At 54.0% G+C, this 18,516-nt stretch carries 17 protein-coding genes; 6 read left to right on the top strand and 11 right to left on the bottom strand.

Going from position 1 to position 18,516, the window contains the following annotated elements; all coding sequences use genetic code 11:
• From NP596_RS12985 to argB, 4 genes are all read left to right on the top strand, one after another.
• Window positions 1–520, top strand: a 520-nt coding sequence (locus NP596_RS12985) for a phosphopantothenoylcysteine decarboxylase domain-containing protein (RefSeq protein ID WP_305891770.1), incomplete at its 5' end; no start/stop codon positions are given.
• Complete coding sequence (gene dut / locus NP596_RS12980) at window positions 492–947, top strand: dUTP diphosphatase (RefSeq protein WP_256615794.1); 456 nt, start codon at window positions 492–494, stop codon at window positions 945–947. The genes NP596_RS12985 and dut, both read left to right, overlap by 29 nt.
• Window positions 948–966: 19 nt before the next feature.
• Window positions 967–3,597 carry a phosphomannomutase/phosphoglucomutase gene (locus tag NP596_RS12975; protein ID WP_256615793.1) on the top strand — a complete coding sequence of 877 codons (2,631 nt, stop codon included), beginning with the start codon at window positions 967–969 and terminating at the stop codon, window positions 3,595–3,597.
• 12 nt (window positions 3,598–3,609) lie between these two features.
• Window positions 3,610–4,503, top strand: a complete 894-nt coding sequence (gene argB / locus NP596_RS12970; RefSeq protein ID WP_256615791.1) for an acetylglutamate kinase — start codon at window positions 3,610–3,612, stop codon at window positions 4,501–4,503.
• On the opposite strand, the gene NP596_RS12965 is transcribed toward argB, so the two are convergent.
• The 4 genes from NP596_RS12965 to murJ form a co-directional block, all read right to left on the bottom strand.
• Window positions 4,486–5,484: a DUF4124 domain-containing protein gene (locus NP596_RS12965; RefSeq protein ID WP_256615790.1), complete on the bottom strand. Its 999-nt coding sequence runs from the start codon at window positions 5,482–5,484 to the stop codon at window positions 4,486–4,488. The genes argB and NP596_RS12965 overlap by 18 nt on opposite strands.
• 12 nt (window positions 5,485–5,496) lie before the next feature.
• Complete coding sequence (locus NP596_RS12960; RefSeq protein WP_256615788.1) at window positions 5,497–6,072, bottom strand: YggT family protein; 576 nt, start codon at window positions 6,070–6,072, stop codon at window positions 5,497–5,499.
• Entirely contained in the window at window positions 6,072–6,899 is an 828-nt protein-coding gene (gene proC / locus NP596_RS12955; RefSeq protein ID WP_256615787.1) for a pyrroline-5-carboxylate reductase, read from the bottom strand. Before proC ends, NP596_RS12960 begins: the two co-directional genes overlap by 1 nt.
• 95 nt (window positions 6,900–6,994) lie before the next feature.
• Complete coding sequence (gene murJ / locus NP596_RS12950; protein WP_256615785.1) at window positions 6,995–8,527, bottom strand: murein biosynthesis integral membrane protein MurJ; 1,533 nt, start codon at window positions 8,525–8,527, stop codon at window positions 6,995–6,997.
• A 111-nt stretch (window positions 8,528–8,638) separates the two neighbouring features.
• Here murJ and rpsT point away from each other — a divergent pair, with 111 nt between their 5' ends.
• On the top strand, window positions 8,639–8,902 hold the full coding sequence (gene rpsT / locus NP596_RS12945; RefSeq protein WP_256615784.1) for a 30S ribosomal protein S20: 264 nt from the start codon (window positions 8,639–8,641) through the stop codon (window positions 8,900–8,902).
• A 69-nt stretch (window positions 8,903–8,971) separates the two neighbouring features.
• On the opposite strand, the gene NP596_RS12940 is transcribed toward rpsT, so the two are convergent.
• Window positions 8,972–10,171: a L,D-transpeptidase family protein gene (locus tag NP596_RS12940; protein ID WP_256615783.1), complete on the bottom strand. Its 1,200-nt coding sequence runs from the start codon at window positions 10,169–10,171 to the stop codon at window positions 8,972–8,974.
• 372 nt (window positions 10,172–10,543) lie between these two features.
• Here NP596_RS12940 and apbC point away from each other — a divergent pair, with 372 nt between their 5' ends.
• A complete protein-coding gene (gene apbC, locus NP596_RS12935; RefSeq protein ID WP_256615782.1) occupies window positions 10,544–11,635 on the top strand; it encodes an iron-sulfur cluster carrier protein ApbC in 1,092 nt (363 codons plus the stop codon).
• Between the two features lie 716 nt (window positions 11,636–12,351).
• On the opposite strand, the gene NP596_RS12930 is transcribed toward apbC, so the two are convergent.
• From NP596_RS12930 to NP596_RS12905, 6 genes are all read right to left on the bottom strand, one after another.
• A complete protein-coding gene (locus NP596_RS12930; protein WP_256615781.1) occupies window positions 12,352–12,714 on the bottom strand; it encodes a hypothetical protein in 363 nt (120 codons plus the stop codon).
• Between the two features lie 44 nt (window positions 12,715–12,758).
• Window positions 12,759–14,495: an Hsp70 family protein gene (locus tag NP596_RS12925; RefSeq protein ID WP_256615780.1), complete on the bottom strand. Its 1,737-nt coding sequence runs from the start codon at window positions 14,493–14,495 to the stop codon at window positions 12,759–12,761.
• Between the two features lie 16 nt (window positions 14,496–14,511).
• Window positions 14,512–15,162 (bottom strand): nucleotide exchange factor GrpE, encoded by a 651-nt coding sequence (locus NP596_RS12920; protein WP_256615778.1) that lies wholly within the window; start codon window positions 15,160–15,162, stop codon window positions 14,512–14,514.
• Window positions 15,159–15,494, bottom strand: a complete 336-nt coding sequence (locus NP596_RS12915; protein WP_256615777.1) for a J domain-containing protein — start codon at window positions 15,492–15,494, stop codon at window positions 15,159–15,161. Before NP596_RS12915 ends, NP596_RS12920 begins: the two co-directional genes overlap by 4 nt.
• Window positions 15,495–15,503: 9 nt before the next feature.
• Complete coding sequence (locus tag NP596_RS12910; protein WP_256615776.1) at window positions 15,504–18,002, bottom strand: tetratricopeptide repeat protein; 2,499 nt, start codon at window positions 18,000–18,002, stop codon at window positions 15,504–15,506.
• Between the two features lie 65 nt (window positions 18,003–18,067).
• Window positions 18,068–18,516, bottom strand: a 449-nt coding sequence (locus NP596_RS12905; RefSeq protein WP_371927950.1) for a PUA domain-containing protein, incomplete at its 5' end; no start/stop codon positions are given.

Below are 18,516 nucleotides of genomic sequence, written 5' to 3'. Positions count from 1 at the left end.
GGTCAGCGGGCCGGTGAATATTCCGGCGCCCGACAATATCGATTTGATCGGGGTGGAAACCGCGCGGCAGATGTTCGACGCCGTGCTGAACCGGGCAGGCCGATGCGATATTTACATCGGCGCGGCGGCGGTGGCCGACTATCGCCCGGCCCGGGTAGAAGACAGCAAAATCAAAAAACGGCAGGCGGATAATGTCATCGAGCTCACCCAAAACCCGGACATCATCGCCAGCGTGGCCGGTTTACCCAACAAGCCTTTTGTGGTGGGCTTTGCCGCCGAAACCGACGACTTGGCAAACTACGCCAGCCAAAAGCTGCACAGCAAAAATCTGGATATGATTGCCGCCAACTGGGTTGGGCAAAGCGAAGGCGGCTTCGATAGCGACCGTAACGCCTTGCAGGTGTTTTGGCCAGGCGGCAGCCAACACTTTGCCATGACGGATAAAACCTATCTGGCGCACCAGTTACTCAAACTTATCACCGAGAAATTTAATGAAAAAAATCCAGCTCAAAATTCTTGATCCGCGCCTCGGTAATGAAATCGCCTTACCCAGCTATGCCACACACGGTTCGGCGGGACTGGATTTGCGGGCCTGCCTGAAACAGGCGGCCAACCTGCAACCCGGCGAATCGCTACTGATTCCGACCGGCATGGCCATACACATCCAGGATCCGCATCTGGCCGCCGTCATACTGCCGCGCTCGGGGCTGGGACACAAACACGGGATCGTGCTGGGTAACCTGGTGGGACTGATCGATTCGGACTATCAAGGCCAGCTCTTCGTGTCTTGCTGGAACCGGGGCAACAGCGTCTTTACCATCGAGATCGGCGAACGTATCGCGCAAATGGTGTTTGTGCCGGTGGTGCAAGCCGAATTCGAATGCGTGGCCGAATTCGACCAATCTCCGCGCGGCAGCGGCGGCTTCGGCCACAGCGGCCGCCATTAGGCTTTAACGGAGAACTGGCATGGGACGTATTTTCGGCATCATCGCCGCGATTTCGGCATTCATGGTGATAATTGCCGGAGTCGGCACGTATTGGTTTTCAGCCGCCGACGCCAAAACCGCCAAAACGGCCGCCGCCGCGCTGGTAGCGAACAATCTGGCCGCCAGCCTGGGCATGCAGCTGAACACCCTGCAGGCAAGCGTGGACGGCTTGGCCCAAAATCCGGATGTAATAGCCGCTTTAAGCTCGGGCAATCCGGATGTTATCCAGGCAACGGCGGCAAAACTGCAAACCGTTATTCCCCACAGCCTGCGCCTACGTTTGCTGCCGCCCACCGTTAGCGACCTTGACCAATCGCAAACCCCGCATATGGGGTTCGGCGACCTGGAAATGGTGCAAGCCGCCCTAACCGGTAAGCCGCAACCGGTCATACAGGGCGACGCCGAACATCGCCATCTGGCCGTTACCGGCACCGTCAAAAACGGCCAGCAAGTCGTCGGCGTGATTTTGGCCAGCCTCAAGCCCGATTTATTGCAACAACTCGTGACCAAAATACCGTTCGACAACGGCCTGATCGAGCTGAAACAAGACCAACTGGTATTGGCGACGATCGGCCAAAACGCCGCTCGGGATGACGACCCTATCTCCATCCCCGTCGGCAACAGCCGCTGGAAACTCAATACCTGGGCGAATTTCGAAACCAGTTTGGCCGATATAGGCATCCTGTCCGGCCTGATCGGCATACCCGCCCTGCTGGCCTGCTTGGCGTTTTTTATCGGCTACCGCAAATTCAGCGAATTCTTCCGCCAGGACCAAAGCGGCATTTTGAATGCCGCCAAGGATATGCTGCAGGGCAAAGCCATGGGCAGCTATCCGATGCAGCTTGAGGAAATGCAACCCATCATTGCCGCGATGGTGCAATTTAAGCGCGTCATGGATCAAAACGATTCTCCACTACTGGGCGGCGATGAAAACAAGGCCTACGACTTTTTCGACGAGTCATTCGATATCGACTTTCTGGAAGAGGCCGCGCCGGTTAACTCCGCCTTCACCCAGACCGTGCCTGTCAGCACATCGGCGATACCCGTGGTGATGCCGGATTTCGAAAAGGTGTCCCGATACCAACCTGATAGCGATGCATCCTTGTTGGATAGCACCTTGGACGATTCCGGTTTCGACACAACGTCCGCCGTGGAAAGCTGGGACATGCCCTCGTCTTCCGCATCGGTTCAAGCAATGGCCGGCCGGCCGGCCGAGTTTGCCGACAAGCCGCAATCGACAGCCGCATCGATTTTCCTCCCCTATGAAATCCGCGGCGTCGCCGGCCAAAACCTGAATGAAGACACGATGGCGAACATCGGCCGCGCCTTTGCCAGCGAGGCCAGACAGCTCAACATTCATACGATTGTGGTCGCCAGGGACGGACGTAGTTCCAGCCCGGCTTTCAGCGAAGCCTTAATCAAAGGCATTGTCTCGGCCGGTTGCGATGTGCTCGATATCGGCTTGGTACCGACGCCGGTATTGTATTTTGTCAGCCACCATAGCGAGGGCCGCACCGGTGCCATGGTGACGGGCGGCCGTTACCCCGCCGATCAAAACGGCCTGAAAATGGTATTGAATGGCGAACCGCTGTCCGTCAAGCAAATGCAGGCCCTCAAGTCCCGCATCGCCCAACAGGATTTCGTTCAAGACCCTACGGGCACCATAGACCGCAATACCTTATTCAGCAACGAGTACATCGGCATTATTTCCGAAGACATCCACATCGTGCGCCCCATGACGGTCGTCGTCGATAGCGGCAATGGCGCCGCCGGCGAACTGGGCACCCTGCTGCTGAAAACCATAGGCTGCGATGTGGTCGAGCTTTATTGCGACATCGACGGCAAATTTCCCAACCATCAGCCCGACCCTTGCAACCCGGCCAATCTGGACGCCTTGATCAAAGCGGTAAAACTGAATAATGCCGATGTCGGCATCGCCTTTGACGGCGATGGCGAGCGGATGGGGCTGGTCGATTCCGGCGGGCGGATTATTCGGCCGGACCGGCTGATGATGTTGTTTGCCCGCGACGTGCTGGCCGTCAAACCCGGCGCGGAAATTATTTACGATGCCGCCTGCTCCAGCCATTTACCCGAGCAGATCAAAAAGCGCGGCGGATTTCCGGTTCTATGCCAAAGCGGCACGGCGGCGCTGCAAACCCGTTTGCGGGAAACCGGCGCGGCCTTGGCCGGCGATCTGGGCGGCCATTTCCTGCTCAACGACCGCTGGTTCGGCTTTAACGACGCGCTTTACGCGGCTGTACGCATCATCGAAATCCTGTCCGCCGACATGCGGTCCAGCAGCGCCTTGTTCGACGACCTGCCCGACAGTATCAACACTCCGGAACTGCGCATCGTGCTTGCGGAAGGGGAAAACCGCCGTTTCATGGAACAGGTATTTAGCCTGGCCCAATTTGCCGATGGCGACATCGTCAATGTGGACGGCATGCGCGTCGAGTTCCCGGACGGTTGGGGACTGGTCAGAGCCTCCGCCTCCTCGGCCGATCTGGTATTGCGCTTCGAGGCCGACAGCCGCGAGGCCCTGAGCCGCATCCAGGAGCAGTTTAAACTGCTGCTGCTGCAAATTAATCCCGCTATTTCTCTTCCCTTTTAACCCCTTACCATCATGAAAGAAAAAACCGCACACCAGATTGCTCACGTCCTGATCGAGGCGCTGCCTTATATTCAAAAATTTAAAGGCAAAACGGTCGTCATCAAATACGGCGGCAATGCCATGATAGACGAAACGCTCAAACACAGCTTCGCCCGCGACATCGTCATGATGAAACTGGTGGGCATCAATCCTATCGTCGTGCACGGCGGCGGCCCGCAAATCGGCGATTTATTGAAGCGGTTGGGCAAGACCTCGGAATTTATCGACGGCATGCGGGTCACCGACAGCGAAACCATGGACGTGGTGGAAATGGTGCTGGGCGGCTTGGTCAACAAGGAAATCGTCAATATGATCAACATGCAGGGCGGCAAGGCGGTGGGCTTGACCGGTAAGGACGGCAACTTCATCCATGCCCGCAAGATCAACATGACCAAGGCCGGGGCCAATCTAGACGACGCCCCGGAGATCATCGATCTGGGCCATGTTGGCGAAGTCGGCAGCATAGACCCGGCGGTGGTGGAAATGCTGGGCAACAGCGACTTCATCCCGGTGATAGCGCCGATCGGGGTCGGCAAGGACGGACACTCCTACAACATCAATGCAGATTTGGTGGCGGGGAAAGTCGCGGAGGTATTAAAAGCCGAAAAGCTGATGCTATTGACCAACATCCCAGGCATCATGGATAAGGAAGGCAAACTGCTGACCGGTTTGACCTTGACGCGCATAGACGAGTTGATCGCCGACGGCACCATCTCGGGCGGTATGATTCCTAAAACCCGCTGCGCCACCGACGCCTTGAAGGGCGGCGTCAATAGCGTGCATATCATAGACGGCCGTATCGAACACTCGGTGCTGCTGGAGCTGTTTACCGACCAGGGTATCGGTACTTTACTGCTGCGTCGTTAGCTGTAGCTGGATATAGGCCGTAAAGCCCCGGCGGATGGCCTGGGCTTTTTCGCTGCCGCACAATTCCTTGCCCATGTTCGAATCCTTGCAGCGCATATCTAAAAAGATTTGCTGTATCCCGTCTTTTTCCAGCCGGGATACCGACAAACTCAAGTCGTCATCGTTAAAAGGCGCCGCCGTCATGACGAGTTTTTCGTTTTCCACATCGCGGCCGGTCGTGGCGAATTTATAAACAAACTCGCCGGCAATTTTCCAGGCTTTATCGCACTGTCCAGCATCTTGACAAGTAAACAATCCCAACTCGTTAACCGGATTTTCCGTAGCCAACTGGGTTTGATTTTTCTGGTTTGCATTGTAAGGCTGAGTCAAAAACTCGAAGCGGGCGATAGCGGCTCTAAATTCTTTTTCCGCGCTTTGGCGGTTCGATTCATGCCGCGCCATTTCCTGCATGTTTTGTTCGATTTGCTGCCGGGTGGAAGCGATTTCCTTCAACAGTTTTTCCGGCACTTTTTGCGCGTTGCGCTCCAGATTGGCGGCTTGCTGCTGTTGCTGCACAAGTTGCTGTTCCATGCGTTGCCGGTTGCCTTCGATCATTCTTTTTTCGCCGTCCATCAGCGCCATTTTGTTTTCCAACGCCTTGTTCATATCTTCAATGCTGCGATAAGTCGACAGCAATACCTTATCGTCGGCGGCTTGCTTGGCGATGATCTTGTCCTGTTCCTTGCGCAGGGCATCCAGCCGCTTTTGTTGGGCCAGCTCTTCCGGCGTCTTGGCTTTTTCCACCACATCCAATACCCGGGCTTCTTCATTCATGGTCTCGCGTTTATGCTGCACCTGATCCGGCGGCACCAGATCGGAAAAAAACACCCGGCCGTTCTCATCCACCCAGCGGTACATTTTTTTTGCCGATACATCGCGCGCGCCGCTTAGCAGCATAGGCACGATGACGATTAATGCTAGAGAACGGGACTTAAAGCGCATAGACACTGAAGATTAACTTAATAAAGCCGCCAATTCCTGTAGCGGCGGCAAAATCATCATTTTTGCCAATTGCAATAACACCAAGGCAACCAGCGGGGACAAATCGATGCTGCCTAAATCCGGAATCAACCGACGGCAAACATTGAGCAACGGGTCCGTCAGACTATAGAGCAATGACGACGCCCCGCTGTAACTGCCGGGCGCAAACCAGCTGAGAATGGCGCCGGCAAAAATGGCATAGACGAAGATATCCAGCAACATTTTCAGTAAATCGGTAAACGACAGCACGGTTAACGCCACAATACTGATCGTTACCCCTTTTATCGCCAAAATGGCGAAGTTGGCCGTAATTTGCAACACCAACGCCAACACCAGCGACGAGGTATCGATTCTACCCACGGAAGGTATGAAGCGCCGCATCAGCTTTAAGGCGGGGTGGGTGATTTTGACCAGAAACTGCGAGACCGGATTATAGAAATCCGCCTGGGTCCACTGCAATAAAAACCGCAGCATCACCGCCAAAATATAGAGTGAAAACAAGGTGTCTATCAAAAACACCACAGGGTCGGTCATATAATTAGAACCCATTAATCGGCTCCCAGTTGTTTGGACATTTCGATGGAGCGATCTCTCGCCGCCGACAAGGCTTTCGACACTAACTCGGTAAAGCCGTTTTGCTGAAAGGTTTCGATGGCTTTTTGAGTGGTGCCGCCGGGCGACGTCACTCTTTCCCGCAATTGAGCGGGCGATTCCGCCGATTCCAGCGCAATTTTGGCTGCCCCCAAGGCGGTCTGTTGGACCAATAAGCGGGCCGTGCGTTCATTCAACCCCATGTCGACCGCCGTTTTTTCCATGGCTTCCATCATCAGGAAAAAATAGGCCGGGCCGCTGCCGGACACCGCCGTCACCGCATCCAGTTCATCTTCCCGCTCCACCCACAGCGAGATGCCGACGGCGCGTAAAATATTTTCGGCCAGATCTTTTTGCTCCTCGTTGACATTGGCGTTGGCATGCAGCGCTGTCGCGCCGGTTAACACCAAGGCAGGGGTGTTGGGCATGCAACGCACGATGGCGGTATCGCTACCCAGCCACAATGCCAAACTGGTTTGAGAAATACCGGCGGCTATGGACACCACCAGAACGTCTTTTTGCTTGACTGCCGGGGCTATTTGCAAGGCCACTTCCCGCAAAATTTGCGGCTTGACCGCCAGCACCACCACCTCGGCTTCCTGCACGATTTTTAAATTATCGGTGGTTACGTTGACATTGAGACGGTCACGGTGCGATTGCAAGGTAGCGGCGGCGGTATCCGACACCCAAATCTGTTGCGGCGAATGGCCGCTGGCGATTAAACCGCTCATCAAGCTGGTGGCCATATTCCCGCCACCGATAAAACCGATTGTTCTTGTTTTCATAACGTACTGTTGATTGTGTATCCAAAAGATAGAAAAGTGAATGGCACGCATTCTACATGAGTATGGAGCCACTTTAACAAATCTCAAGTTCCGGCTTAATGTCCGTGTAAATGACGCAACCGCATCCCCGCCAACCCTACACCGAACGCATAAACCGACATTGCCGCCGCCACTTCGAGCGCCAAATGACCGCTGCGCTGCGAAACGCCCCAGTCGAACCAGGCTTGCCCATCGGCAACATACTGTAAAAATCCCGCCATCAGCAGGCAACCGAATATCACCCGCGCCGTAAACATGCCCCATCCCCGGCCGGGCCTATAAACCTTTTGCCTTAACAAGGCGATCAACAACAAACCCGCATTCAGATAGGCGGAAAGCGCGGTTGCCAGCGCCACCCCGGCATGCGCCAATGGCCAAACCAAAACCAGATTCAACACAACATTACTAACGATGGAATACATGCCGAATCGCACCGGTGTTTTTGCATCATGCCGCGAAGTAAAACCGGGCACCAAAACCTTAATTAAGATAAACGGCAACAGCCCCAACGCAAATGCCATCAAACTTTTGCTGGCCATCGCCACATCGTCGACCCCGAACTGGTTGTATTGAAACAATGTGCTCAGTAGGGGTTGGGCGAGCAATATCAAACCCAGTGTCGCCGGCAGACCGACCAGCCATACCAGCCGCAAGCCCCAATCCAGCGATCTGGAGAACGCGTCATTATCCCGCTCGGCGTGATTTTTAGACAAGCCGGGCAAAATCACGCTCGACACCGCCACCCCTAAAATCCCCAAGGGGAACTCCACCAAGCGGTCGGAATAATAAAGCCAAGAAACGCTGCCGGAGGCCAGAAATGACGCCACCAAGGTATCGAATAACAAATTAACCTGTACCACCGATACTCCGAAAATGGCCGGCAACATCAACTTCAGCACCCGCCTGACCCCGGCATCCCGCCACCCCCAGCGCAAGCGAGGGATTAAGCCCAGCCGCCATAAAACCGGAATTTGAAACAACAACTGCACCGCGCCCGCCGCGAACACGGCCCAAGCCAGGGCCAAAATCGGTTCGGCAAATAATGGGGCCATCCATAAAGCAGCCATGATCATGCAAATATTCAAAAATACCGGGGTAATGGCCGGCACCGCAAAGCGGCCGTGCGCGTTCAATATCGACCCGGCAAAAGCGGTCAGAGAAATAAACAGCAAATAAGGAAAGGTAATCCGCAACAGATTAACGGCCAAATCATATTGGTTGCCCTGCCAAAGAAAACCGGGCGCAAAAAATACGATCAGCAAAGGCGATGCCGCCACCCCAACCAACGTCAGCAAAACCAGCAAGACTGTTAATGTACCGGCCGTCCTGTCGATAAACAATTTCAGTGCCCTTGGCTCCGCGTGTTGTTTATAATCCGACAGTACCGGTACAAAGGCATGAGCGAAAGCCCCTTCCGCAAATAACCGCCGTAAAAAATTGGGGATTTTAAACGCCACGAAAAAGGCATCGGTCGCGGGGCTGACGCCGAATATATTGGCAATCAACATATCGCGAAGAAACCCCATCGCGCGCGAAACCAAGGTCATAGCGCCGACGATGGCGGTGGATTTATATAGCTGCTTAGTCAATGCCGGACTCTTCCCTGACAAAACTGGATTTAAAACATTAAAGGGTTGACAATCATAGCATCCAAAAAGATAATGTACCGTTTCTAATTAACTCGAATGAACTGATACTTTATGGCTAATTCACCCCAAGCTAAAAAAAGAGCGCGTCAGGCAGAGAACAGCCGTATTCGCAATGCCGGACAGCGCAGCAACCTGCGCACTTTTATTAAAAAAGTTATTGCCGCCGTAAGGGCTGGCAACAAAGAACAGGCGCAAGCCGCGTTCAAATCCGCCGTGCCTATTATTGATTCTGCTGTCAACAAAGGCATTATTCACAAAAACAAAGCTGCTCGCAGCAAAAGCAGACTGAATAACAGATTGCGTAACATGGCTTAATCAAAGCCGGTTAGCCATTACTAAAAAGGCCGACGCCACAAGGGCATCGGCCTTTTTTATTGCCTATCGTTAACGATTCGCCAATGGCTTAACGGGCGTCACTTCCAAATCGAAACTACTTTGAATGCGTTTAGCCATGATTTTGGTTTCCTTCTTGCTTTTGAACGGGCCGGCAACCACCTGAAACACGCCGTCTTTTTCAACCTTGCGGGCGGGAATTTGCGGCCCCAGGTGATTCAACATGGCCGCTAATTTTTGCGCATCCGCTTCATTCGTAAAACTCTCCGTTACCACGGACCAATCGCTGTCAGTCAGCTCATTGACTGCCGGTTGACCGTAAAGCCGCCCGGGATGTTGAACTTGTAGGGCTTGTGCGGTTATAGCCGCTAAATCCTCGCCGTCTTGCAACACCGGGGTCGGGATACCGTCCGCGCGATTTAAAACCTCATCGACACGCAACCAATCCACAACGGCATTTTTCTCCGCCGCCAGTTCGCTCAACTTGGCCCGCACAGCCTTTTGCAATTTTTTATCCTGCTTGCCCCATTTTTCCAAAGGGCGATGCGCTTCCAGATACAACGTATCCTGCCCCCACGCAGCTAGATAAGGCTGATGTACAATCCTCACGGGCGTACCCACGCTAACCTGCTCAAACAGCATTTCCACATCTTCCGGATACAATTGCACGCAACCGTGACTGACCTGCATGCCGATACCATAGGGCTTATTTGTGCCGTGAATCAGATAACCGGTAAAACCCAGCGGCATGGCGTAATAACCCAATGGGTTATCCGGGCCCGAGGGTATAACCTTGGGTAACGGATCGCCCAACAATTGATGCTCGCGATGAATCGACTCGGGCACCGTCCAGGACGGATTAGCCTTCTTAGCCACAATTTTGGTCATCCCCAGCGGCGTATTCCAGCCGTCGCGCCCAATCCCCACCGGGAAAGTCAATACTTTCTGCCGGTCCTTGGGATAGTAAAACATGCGCATATTAGCCAAATTCAACACCACCCCATTGCGGGACGCCTCCGGCAAAATAAATTGCAAAGGCAGCAATACCCGCTGATCCTCCGGCAAAGCCCAAGGCTCCAACCCCGGATTGGCAATGGTAATATCCGTAAACCCCAGTCCGAAGTGGCGCGCCAAATCGGACAGCGTATCATCCCGCTGGCTATCCACGACTGCCAAAGCCCCGACGATTTGCTCCTGCCCGGCAATTGAAAAGGCATGACTCTCGACAATGTCAGCCCTGCCTGTTGTCACCAACAGTTCCGAATCCTTAACAAACGAGAAACTTTGACAGCCACTTAACAATGAAGCAAACAGCGCAAAACATATTAGACGGCTCGCCAACAGCCCGACATCGAGAAAAAGTTTAGATTTAACGGATAAAACCATGACTCAGTTCATAAAAATAATACAACAGCCTTTAAAATAGCCGTTTTTCATGGTCTTTGGGATATTTTAACGAAACTCTCATGTTAACCGCGGCGGGACTTTTGAAATTCGCCCGCCCTCCCTGCCTTATTCCTGCTTGCCTGACACCGCTTACGCTTCATTGGACTATCTTTAAGTGGTACGCTATTCCCAGCATTTTACTCAAGAAATAACCCTACTACCCAACGGAGTCCAAACATGACCGGCATTGATAAGGCTGCTGTCGAAAACTTGCTTAAAACCTTTATCGACCCCAACGTAGCCACCGACTTGGTATCGGCCAAATCGGTCAAAAACATCGCCATTGACGGCAGTAACGTCAATGTCAAAATCGAATTGGGTTACCCGGCAAAAAGCTATATTCCGGCGCTGGCCGAACAATTGCGGCAAAAGCTGACCACCTTGGCCGGAATTGGAAATATTCAGCTGGATATAAGCATCAATATCGCCGCCCACTCGGTACAAAAAGCCCTAAAGCCGCTACCCAACGTCAAAAACATCATTGCCGTCGCCTCCGGCAAGGGCGGAGTCGGCAAATCGACCACCTCGGTCAACCTGGCGCTGGCCTTGGTCGCCGAGGGCGCGAAGGTAGGTATTCTGGACGCGGACATATACGGCCCCAGCATCCCCACCATGCTCGGCCTTTCCGGACAGCCCGAAACCCTGGACGGCAAATTGCTGCTGCCGAAGATTTCCTTCGGCGTGCAAACCATCTCGATCGGTTATCTGGTCGACCCGGATCAGCCCATGATCTGGCGCGGCCCCATGGTAACCGGCGCCTTGCAGCAATTATTGACGCAAACCCAATGGTCAGACCTGGATTATTTAATTATCGACCTGCCGCCCGGTACCGGCGACATTCAACTGACACTGGCCCAACAAATCCCCGTCAGCGGCGCCGTCATCGTCACCACCCCGCAAGACATCGCCTTGATCGACGCTCAGCGCGGCATCGGCATGTTCGAGAAAGTCAACGTCCCGATTTTGGGCTTGGTGGAAAATATGAGCATTCATATCTGCGGCAATTGCGGCCACGAGGAGGCGATTTTCGGCAAAGGCGGCGGCCTGGCCATGGCGGAGAAAAACAACATCGAGTTGCTGGGATCATTACCGCTGGACATTAACATAAGACAACAAGCCGACAGCGGCAGACCGACCGTGGCCGCCGAACCGGACAGCCGCGCGGCCGAAATGTATAAAGCCATCGCCCGTAAAATGGCCGCCAAACTGGCCATGCGCGCCCGGGACTACAGCAACAAATTCCCGAACATCGTGATTCAAAACACTTAAACAGCTCGGGATTGAGATAAAGCGAATTCCCGCCGCATCGTGGAAAGCCGATACCGCTATTCGTCCATGGCGGTATCGGCCGAGGCGGACATTCAAAAAGAGGTGGCTTTGAGAACGCCCGCCATTTAATCCCCGTCAATCCTTGACGAGCATATCCCAACCCCGGCTCATCCCGAACCGAAGCAAGCGATGATTTCGGCAACGCTACACTATTACCCCCAGAACGACCGATTAAAGTCCGAGCTGGGTTTGCAACTCAATAGCGCCCAAGCCAGCGGCGCTTGAATGCATTTAACCGGGAGTCGCAAGGCTTGTTGCAAAACCTCGTTCCCTTGCCATATCTTCATAATAAGCATTGTTTGTGCCAACCTATATTTTAGACAATCAAACCAACCCGGACTAACCCGCCTCGGCTCGATCCGCGGACAAAAGAAAAAACGAGACGCTGCGGCCCATCAAAAAATGAACGACAACTTTATGATTTTTATTGATTTTTAATCGGCTCGCATTTCAACTTGCGCGCAGAACCGATAACCGAGACGGGAGCACCTAACGAATAGAGTTTATTTTTGGTCTTATTCTTACCGGCATCCGCGGCGAACATAAACCCAAACCAGCTGAAAACTAAGCTTTTTCACGCATGATTACGCGAAATCCCCTGTTTTTGACCTGGAACAAGGGGAGCCGCAATCTACGATTAGCGCAGCGTGTTGCGGCTACTCTCCAATCGTGCGATTTTCATTGGACTGGAACGACAAATAGCCGACCAGCTCGGCAAACCGCAGCAACGTTTCGTTGTCGCCCTGCAAGGTGCGCAAGCCATCCAGGATACCCCTGGCCTCCCGCCAATTTTGTTGCCCCAGGCTTTGATAAAGCGCCCGGTACTGGCGCCGGATCAAAAAACCTTTAAGCAGTTTAGCCTCCGGCGTCTGCTTGAAACTCAACGAACGCCGGATCGCCAAAACGGCCACATCCGCCCGGCCGGCATGCAAGGTTTGCAGCGATACGCTCAACCAGGCTTTGGCCAGCCGCCCGCTACGCAATACCCGGTGCAACTCGGTACCGCAACGGGGACACACCGGCGCTTCGCTTAGCCGCGCACTACAAAGCGGGCAACGCTGCATCAGGATTCGAGATAATAGATGATGTCGTTTAGACGCTCTACCGGCTCCCGCAGCCCGGTATCGTCGCCGACCTCGAGGGCGGCGACGATGGTTTCGATCAAGCCGACCATGTCCTCTTTATCTTCGGAGGATACCGTTTCGAACAGCGATTCGGCTTTTTTGATCAATTGCCTGGCTTCGGCGGCAGCCGCGCTCTCCGACGCGAAGCCTTCCTCGCCGTCGGCGTTTTCGCCGAATAATCCGTCGATACGCTGTTTGGCGTCCGCCAATTCCTCGGCTGCAAAACGGGAAATCGCATTGTTGATGGTAATGGTTTTTTCCTTGCCGGAGGCTTTTTCCCGCGCGGATACATGCAATATGCCGTTCAAATCCAAATCCAGCGCCAAAGTAATAATGTTACCGGCCGGTACATCCAAAAGCCCCTCGATCATGAATTCGCCGATTTCGATATTATTCAGCGCATCGGGATCCTCCCCCTGGTAAATCCGCACATCCACCTGGCGTTGCCCGTCCTGATGGGTCATGAAGGCTTCCGACTTATGCACCGGCAATACGCTATTTTTATGGATGATGGGGATGAATTGATAGGGATAGGGCATGCCGTCCAGATAGCCCAACGCGCTGGTACCGTAAGTGTATGGGGTAACATCGACCAATACCGTGCCGATGTCCTGGCCGTTGATCATCGCCGCTTGCATCGCGGCGCCCATTGCGACGCAGAGGTCGGGATCGACTTCCCCGTGCGGTTCGAAACCGAATTCGTCGAACAAGCGTTCGCGTATGCACGGCGTGCGGGTCGAGCCGCCGACCAAAATGATTTCGTCGATGTCGGATGCGGTGAGTTTGGCGCCCTTTAGCGCGATATGCGCCGCGTCCAGGGTGGCATTGATGTAGTCGGCTATCATGTCTTCATAAGCCGAGCGCGCCAACTCCAGCGTCAAATGAATCGGCGTTCCCTGGTGTTCGAGCAAATATTCTTCCTCGATCTGCGCAAAGGGTTCGTCCGACAAAACCAATTTCGCCTTTTCCGCCGCGCGGGTAACGCGCGCCATCGCTTTACTATGGCCAGTAATGTCTATCCCCTGTTGCTTGAGATGCTCCAGAATATAGTCGACGATCTGCTGGTCGAAATCGTCGCCGCCCAGATGGTTATCCCCATGGCTGGATAACACTTCGACAACGCCGGCTTGTACGCCGACCACCGAAACGTCGAAGGTACCGCCGCCCAAATCGTAGACCAGCATGCGCTTGGCTTCGTCCGGGCCGGTGCCGTATACCAATGCGGCCGCCGTCGGCTCGTTAATCATGCGCACGACTTCGAGTCCGGCGATTTGGCCGGCTTCGTGAGTTGCCTGGCGTTGGGCATCGGAAAAATAAGCCGGCACGGTAATCACCGCCTTACCGATAGTTCGGCCGGCGTAATTTTCGGCAATCGCCTTCAACCGCTTCAGGATGACGGCCGAAATCTCCTGCGGCGTATAAGCCTGACCGGCCATCGCTACTTGCGCGTCCTGGCCCATCAAACGTTTGATCGATTTGACGGTACGCTCCGGATAGATCAGATATTGGTTGCACGCGGTTTCGCCAACCAGTATTTCGCCGTTATCGTCGATACCTACAAAAGACGGCAATATCTTTTTGCCGGCGTCCGCAATCACGGTGACTTTGCCGCTTTCCACAATCGCCACTTCGGAGTTAGTGGTACCCAGGTCGATTCCGATGATGATGTCGTTCATAAGTTTCCGCGTAGGTTTAGAGTTTATTGACTTTGACTTCGGCCAGACGCAGCAATTGGTCGCCGAATAGAAACCCCTTGCGCAGTTCCTCGAGCACGATACCGTTATCCAGCCGAGGATCGTTGCCGACCGCAATGGTAGTCATGGTGTGCGCATCGAACGGCTTGCCGATGCAGTCTACCGCATAGACTCGCCGGCGTTGCAGTTGTTGCTCCAGGCGTTTCAGGGTGATTTCCTGGCCTTGGGCGACACTTCCGATGAAGCGCACATCCTGTTTTTTGGAGTGGTTGAACAGCGAATCGAGCGGCCGGTAGTTTTGCAAGGCCTTATAGCCTTCACTCAGGCGGTCGTAAATATCGACCAGTTCCAATAGCATGGCGCGCTCGACTTCGCGGCGTTGCCGTTGCAAACGTTCCGCCGCCGCGGCCAGTTCGCCCGCCAAGGCTTGATTGTCGGTTTTGAGCGTTTCCACGGCCAAGCTCAAGGCGTCGAGAGCGGCCTTGAACTGCCGCGACTCGGTCTTTACCTCCGTTTTCAGTCCGGCCAGATCGCTAAATAACGCAGTCAAATCCGGCTGATCGGCATCGGTCAAATGGGCAAAATCGGTTTCCCGCAAATATTGCTGCAGCGCGGAAAGCAAGGGGTCTTGCTGGGTTTCGGCAGTCATGATGGTTTGATGAAATTTTTCGCTAAGGTTTTATCGATCGAAATAGTGGACAGCAACTTCAGAAAATCGTCCGCCGGCATGGGCTTGGTCACGCCTTCCTGCTTGAAAGCATGCCCCAGCAATTCGTCAAATTCGATGCCCGGCCAATGAAACAACGCATACCGCAGACGGCTATCGTCGTCCTTGATCGTTTCGTAGGCCTGCTGGATTTGCCGAAAGCGTTGCTGATCTCGATCGGGCGGATTGTCCTTGACCAGTTGCAGATAGGCTTGTTTGATTTCGGTATCCGAGGCCCGCTCGGTTACGCCCAGAATTTGATACGGTGAGTTCATCGGGTCCGATTAAAAAAATGGCAGCGAAAATTGGGGAGACTCGTTTCGAAAACGCGCAACGATGTCTTCGAAACCAATGCCGATATCGATCTTCAGTTCCTCCGCGGCCTCCAGCAGCGTCACCGAAGAATAGAAGTCGGGGATCATGAACAGGATAGCCAGTGTTTGCGAATCGACACTATCGGCATAACGGCGCATATATTTGTCCGCTAACCGGCCGGGATCGGTTTTTTTCATGATGCCCTGGGCTTTTTTGGCAATCCTGTTCATGACGGATTCCGGCATATGGCCGAACAAGTCCTCTAGCGGATCGTCCTCGAACGCCCCCTCATCGAATTCATCGTTGTCATCGCCGAATTCGAAGGGACTCGCCATATAGTCCCTATTCTGCTCTATCAAGCGCCCGATCAACATGGCAGTCTTAAGATCGCCCTCCACGTTCGCCTGTTCCAAGGCGTCTTGCAATCTGATCGCACTCAAAAAATCCAGCCGACTGGAATCGCCCTGGCACTCGCCAACCGTCGAATAATATAGCCAAACCGGTTTTCGCCATTTGGCGTATCCCATCTTGGCGCAATGCTTCAACAGTTCGAAATGCCCTATGCGTTCCAAAACCCGGCACCAGGACAGCAGCAAGACTTCATGGTCCAGCAACCATTGCAGCGATTTTTTCACCTGCACCTTGATTTTATCCAGGGCATTGAATAACAACACCCCATCATCCGATTGCTCGTCATAATATTCGAGCGAAGCGATCAATTTCTCCAACTCCGGAGCGGACAACAGATAATCCTTGAATGCCGGCAATGCCTTGGTCAGTGTCGCGGTAGCCATTTCCAACAAACCGGCTTCCATCTGCGCCTGAAATTGCATAGTGACGGGATCGTTATTGAGTTTCCCCAGCACATCGACAATCTGTTGCAAGCCCTGTTTTTTGTCGTCCGTCCGCCATAGATAAAATCCGCGCAGCAGTTCGGCTTGGCAGCGCAGGCGCTTATCGACGGTCAACTGTTCCGCGGCCTGGATTTCCTTGTCCACCAAATGAAATTTTTCGGTTTTAAGCAAGCGGCGGGCATGGGCCATGTGATTGGCAAACAACAGCTGCTTGGCCAAGGTGTTGACCGGATCGATTTTTAATAAGGCTTTTGCATAAGCGGCTGCTTTTTTGAAGGCTTTTCTATTGGCCGAGGACTTGGCTGCACGCACCAGCAATTCGGTATCGGCCGGAAAACGCTGCAGACATCGCTTCAGCCACTGCTCGTATTTAGCCGGATTGGGTTGGTCTTGCTCGTAAACGTTCAAGATGCCGAGATAGCTGGGCCTGTCGCCAGGATCGAATTCCAGGCTTTCGGCCAGCAGCTTCACGGCTTCGGCGCGCGAGGCGTGATCGGCTATATGCCTTAATATCAAGGCGATTTTTCTATCGTTTGCGGGCCGGTCTTTTTTCAGGATATCGATGCAACGATCCCAGAAATACCGGGCATCGTAGCCGTTATTACCTTGTTCACACAACAAAGCCTGCAAGCGGTGCTCTTCGAATCCGTCTTTTACCGGGAAGTGTTTAAGATAATCCTTATAGCCGTCCGGATACTGCTCCAGCGCGCCCAGGCAATAGGCTTGCGCGGCTTGGCTTCCGAACAAATCCCGATATTGCAGCGCCAGGTTGAAGCGAACCTTGTCGCCAAGCGGGACTTTTTGTTTGATCAAGGTTTCCAGAAAATCCGCATCTTTGCCGGATATTCCCCTGGCGTGCGCGACGGCACGGCGTTGACTGTATTCAAGCCCCGACAAGGTGTCCACGAAGCCCGCGCCGGACTGAAGATAAGCCAGACAGGCATTTGCCGCCGGCCGATAAGGCGAGGTTTCCGAGATTTTGGACAACAAGGCCCCAGCCTGTTCGCTGGAAACGGTATCGAGCAGTTGCACTTTCAGCAAAATGCTCAAATCGCGGAAAGCGGAGCGGAACGGCAATTTTTTCAAGGTTTGGCCGCATTGCTCCGCGTCGCCGTTCCGATAGGCGGCGACCGCATCCTCAACCAGCGCCCAATGCCGAAGAAATGCGGAATCTTGCGGCAGATGCGGCAACAATTCCGTCAAACCGGCCACCAATAAACTCCCCAGGCAAGCCGTCAGTTCGGGATAGTCTTCATCCAACTGCCGGCCGTCGAAGCGTTCCAGAGCCGCATAGGCTTTGCGGTCGTTTTTACCGGCCAGCTGCCACAACACATACATATCCCGGGCATGCAACGGCGCTTCGGCGTAATCGGCATAATTTTCCCATAATATACAGGCTTCCTTGAACAAGCCCTTGCCGGCCATGGCCCGAGCTCTCCGCAAATAGCATTCCGCCAGGCACCGCCTATGTTCGCCGTCATTCGATTTTTTCAACACATCCTTGAATGAATCGGTCGCTTCCTTATAACGCCCGGCGGCAAAATGCGCCTGGGCTTTTTGCAGCATCGTCGGTTCAACCGTTCCAGCGGAAATTGTTCGACTGTTTTTTTTCATTGAAGCACCGGCGTGAACACATGTTTCAAAAAAAGCATTATGACAGCCTTGCAGCGTTAGTTCGATCAGACCAACACTAAATTATCCCGGTGGATAAGTTCATCGTCGTCGGCGTAGCCCAACAACGCTTCGAATTCGCTACTGGGTTTGCCGGCGATTTTTGCGGCATCTTCAGCGCCGTAATTAGCCAGACCACGGGCAATTTCCACACCCCGCATGTCACGGCACGAAACCAAATCCCCGCGCTTGAACCTGCCCTGCACGGCCTTTACGCCCACGGCCAGCAGGCTTTTGCCGGCTGTTTGCAAAATTTTGACCGCGCCGTCATCCAGCGTGACGCTGCCCTTGATTTGCAATTGCCCGGCCAGCCACTGCTTTCTGGCCACCAGCGGCGCCAGATTGGGAATCAGGTAAGTGCCCAACGGCTCGCCTTGAAACACGCGCCCGACCACGTCTTCTATCTTGCCCGACACGATCACCGTGGCCGCGCCGGAGCGCGCCGCCAAGCGCGCGG

The organism is Methylomonas rivi, assembly GCF_024505165.1.
Lineage (GTDB): Bacteria > Pseudomonadota > Gammaproteobacteria > Methylococcales > Methylomonadaceae > Methylomonas > Methylomonas rivi.
Note: the sequence above shows the minus strand (reverse complement) of the source record. Positions and strands in the feature narration are given on the sequence as shown.